This window comes from Streptomyces sp. UH6, from assembly GCF_013421635.1.
Classification (GTDB): Bacteria; Actinomycetota; Actinomycetes; order Streptomycetales; family Streptomycetaceae; genus Streptomyces; species Streptomyces abyssomicinicus.
The window spans coordinates 1-3242 of sequence record NZ_JACADT010000660.1 but is presented as its reverse complement, the minus strand read 5'-3'; the positions used below and the strand labels follow the sequence as shown (position 1 = coordinate 3242).

At 72.9% G+C, this 3242-nt stretch carries 3 protein-coding genes; 1 reads left to right on the top strand and 2 read right to left on the bottom strand.

The features are described 5' to 3' along the window. A partial coding sequence (locus tag HW445_RS23840) for a DUF5995 family protein (RefSeq protein ID WP_180223002.1) occupies positions 1-557 on the top strand: 557 nt, incomplete at its 5' end. A 40-nt stretch (positions 558-597) separates the two neighbouring features. Here the strand turns inward: HW445_RS23840 and HW445_RS23835 are convergent. Both HW445_RS23835 and HW445_RS23830 read right to left on the bottom strand, forming a co-directional pair. Further along, positions 598-2295, bottom strand: coding sequence for an NAD(P)/FAD-dependent oxidoreductase (locus HW445_RS23835; protein ID WP_180223001.1), 1698 nt, complete (start codon positions 2293-2295; stop codon positions 598-600). Between the two features lie 94 nt (positions 2296-2389). Then, positions 2390-3187, bottom strand: a complete 798-nt coding sequence (locus HW445_RS23830) for a carbon-nitrogen hydrolase family protein (protein WP_180223000.1) — start codon at positions 3185-3187, stop codon at positions 2390-2392. Positions 3188-3242 lie beyond the last annotated feature (55 nt).

The following is a 3242-nucleotide window of genomic DNA, read 5'->3' as shown; positions in this document are numbered from 1 at the left end:
AGTTCGCGGAGCTGCTCGACGACGGCCGGTTCCCGGACCGCCGGTCGGCGGCCACGCTCGGCACCCTCTTCGCCGAGCGCTACCTGGCGGTCGCCGAGGCGGACCGCCGGGGCGGCCGGCCGCCCGCCTGCTGGCGTCCGCTCTTCCGGCTGCGCGGGCATCCGGGGGTGCGGCCGGTGCAGTTCGCGCTGGCCGGCATCAACGCGCACATCGGGCACGACCTGGTGCTGGCCGTGGTGGACTCCTGCCGGGCGATCGGCTGCCGTCCGGCCGATCTGGAGGACGAGTTCGAGCGGGTGGGCGACATCCTGGCCGCCCTGGAGGAGCGGGTCCGTGAGGAACTGATGCCGGGCCCGGACCTGTTCCAGGTCGCCGACCCGCTGACCCATCTGGCGGGCGCCTGGAGCCTGGACCGGGCCCGGGACACCACCTGGTCGATGGCCCGGGCCCTGTGGGCGCTGCGGCGGATGCCGGAGCTGGCCTCGGAGTTCACCGACCGGCTGGACGCGGCCGTGGGCGTGGTCGGGCGGATGCTCCTCACGCCGCTCGACCGCTGAGCGCCGGCCGGGTGCCGTGCCGGGGCCGCCCGAACCCGGCTCAGTCCTCCGGGAGTTCGACGGGGGCGATCTCGTCGAAGACGTCGCCCGGTCCCGGGTTGGCCGGGTCGGTGGCGCCGCCCAGGTGACGCATCACGCCCCACACCGCGTTGAGCGCGGTCTGCACGGCGCCCTCTGCCCACCCGGCCGTCCAGGAGATGTCGTCGCCCGCGAGGAACAGCCCGCGCCGGTCCTCCGGCAGCCGGTCCTGCACGAAGTGGGTGAACAGGCGGCGCTGGTAGCGGTAGTGGCCGGGCAGGTTGGCCTTGAACGCGCCCATGAAGTAGGGCTCGTTCTCCCAGGAGACGGTGACCGGGTTGCCGATGACGTGGCTGCGGATGTCGAGGTCCGGGTAGATCTCGCCCAGCGACTTCAGCATGACCTCCATCCGCTCGTGGGCGGACAGCGGCAGCCACTTGAGGCTGTCGTCGCACCAGGTGTAGGAGAGGCAGATGGCGGCCTGGCCGTCGGGGCCGTTGTCCAGCAGGTAGGTGCCGCGGGTCATCCGGTCGGTGAGGGTCATCGACATCAGGTCGCGGCCCGTCCGCGGGTCCTTGTCCCGCCAGAACGGCCGGTCCACCGGCACGAACAGCTTGCTGGACTCCATGTAGTGGGTGCGTTCGACGGCGGTCCAGTGGTCGATGGGCAGCAGCGCGTCGTCGCACTGGATCTTGGAGAGCAGCATCCAGGACTGGGCGGTGAACACCGCGGCGCGGTAGGTGCGGATGTCTCCGTCCGCGTCGGTGACGGTGATCCGGTTGCCGGCCGTGCGGTGCAGCCGGGTGACGGCGGGACGGGGCGCTCCGCCGGGGTGCAGCGAGCTCAGCGAGGTGCCGTACGGCCAGTGGACGACCTTCTCCGGCTCCCGGGTCCACAGCCGCAGGGGCAGTTGCTGGGAGCCTCCGACGATGCCGCGGTGGTGGTCGTCGGCCTCGGTGTAGACGACGCGGAGGATCTCCAGGATGGAGTTGGGGAAGTCGGTGTCCCAGCCGCCGGTGCCGAAGCCGACCTGGCCGAAGATCTCCCGGTCGCGGAAGGAGGAGAAGGCCGGGGAGTCGCAGAGGAAGCCGTAGAAGGTCTGGTTGTCCAGCTTCTCGACCAGCCGTGCCCAGATCTCGCGGATGCGCGGCACGTCGCGCTCGCGGATGGCGCGGTTCATGTCGGAGAAGTCCGCGCCCTCCTCCAGGCAGCGGGCCCAGGCGTCGGCGACCCGGCGGTAGACCTCGGGGAGGTCGTCGGCTTTCTCCGCGTAGTGCGTCTCGCCCTTGAGGTCGACCACCGTGGAAGGGGTGCACGGGGCGAGGGGGTTGGGGAACGGCTGGGTCTCCAGGCCGACCAGGTCGATGTAGTGCCGCAGGGCGGTCGAGCTGGGCGGGAAGCGCATGGCGCCCAGTTCCGCGGTGAGTTCGGGGTCGCAGCCGTCGAAGCCGACGGTGCGCAGCCGTCCGCCGATCTGGTCGGCCTCGTAGACCACGGGCTTGAGGCCCATCTTCATCAGCTCGTACGCGGTGACCAGACCGGACAGGCCGCCGCCGATGACGGCGACCTCGGTGCCGTGCTCGGTGGCGGGCACCTGGCCGAGTCCGGCCGGGTGGGCCAGGTAGTCGTCGTAGGCGTAGGGGAAGTCCGGGCCGAACATGGTGACCGGGGGCAGTCCGTCACCGGGGTGCGGGACGGCGGTGGGCACGGTGGACGTCATCGGGGTGCGGACTCCTGAGGCTGCGGACGGCGGGGGCGTCGGAGACGGGGCGGGGCGGGGCGGGGCGGGGCGGAGGGAGCAGGGGAGGGCCGGTTCAGGCGGTTCCGGAGAGCGCGCCGTAGAGGCCGGGGCGGCGGTCCTCGAGGTACGGGTTGACCTTCCGGGAGGCGGCCGGCAGCAGCGGGTCGACCTCGGCGACGAGCAGTTCCTCCCGCCGCCCAGCGCGGGCGGTGACGGCGCCGTCCGGCCCGGCCAGCGTGGAGAGGCCGACGAAGTCGAACTCCCCTTCCAGACCGGTGCGGTTGACGTAGGCGACGTACATCTGGTTCTCGAACGCCCGCACCGGCACGAGGGATTCGGCGACGAACCGGTACGGGTGCATCAGGGCGGTGGGCACCAGGAGGAGGTCGGTGCCGGCCAGGGCGTGGGCCCGGGTGTTCTCCGGGAACTCCACGTCGTAGCAGATCAGCAGCCCGACGGTGAGGTCGCCGAGCCGGGCCTGGACGACGGGGTCCTCACCGGGGGTGAACAGGGCGCGTTCGAAGTCCCCGTAGAGGTGGGTCTTGCGGTAGTTGGCCAGCGGTGTCCCGTCGGCGGCGATCAGCCGGGCCGCGTTGTAGGTCGCCGCGCCGTCACGCTCGGGGTAGCCGTACGCGACCGCGATGCCGTGGCGGGCGGCGACGGCGGCGAGCGCCTCGGCGGACGGTCCGTCGGCCGGCTCGGCCAGGCGGGGGAGGTCGTCCCCGACGGCGTAGCCCGTCAGGAACATCTCGGGCGCGGCGATCAGTTCCGCGCCCGCGCGGGCCGCGCGGGCGGCCGCGGCGTCGAGGGCGGCGATGTTCGCCGCGACCTCGCCGGGACGTCCGGAGCTCTGGAGCAGGGCGGTGCGCATGACGGGGTCTCCGGCGGGAAGAGGTGGGGTGAGCTGCGGTGCGGTGCGGCCGCGC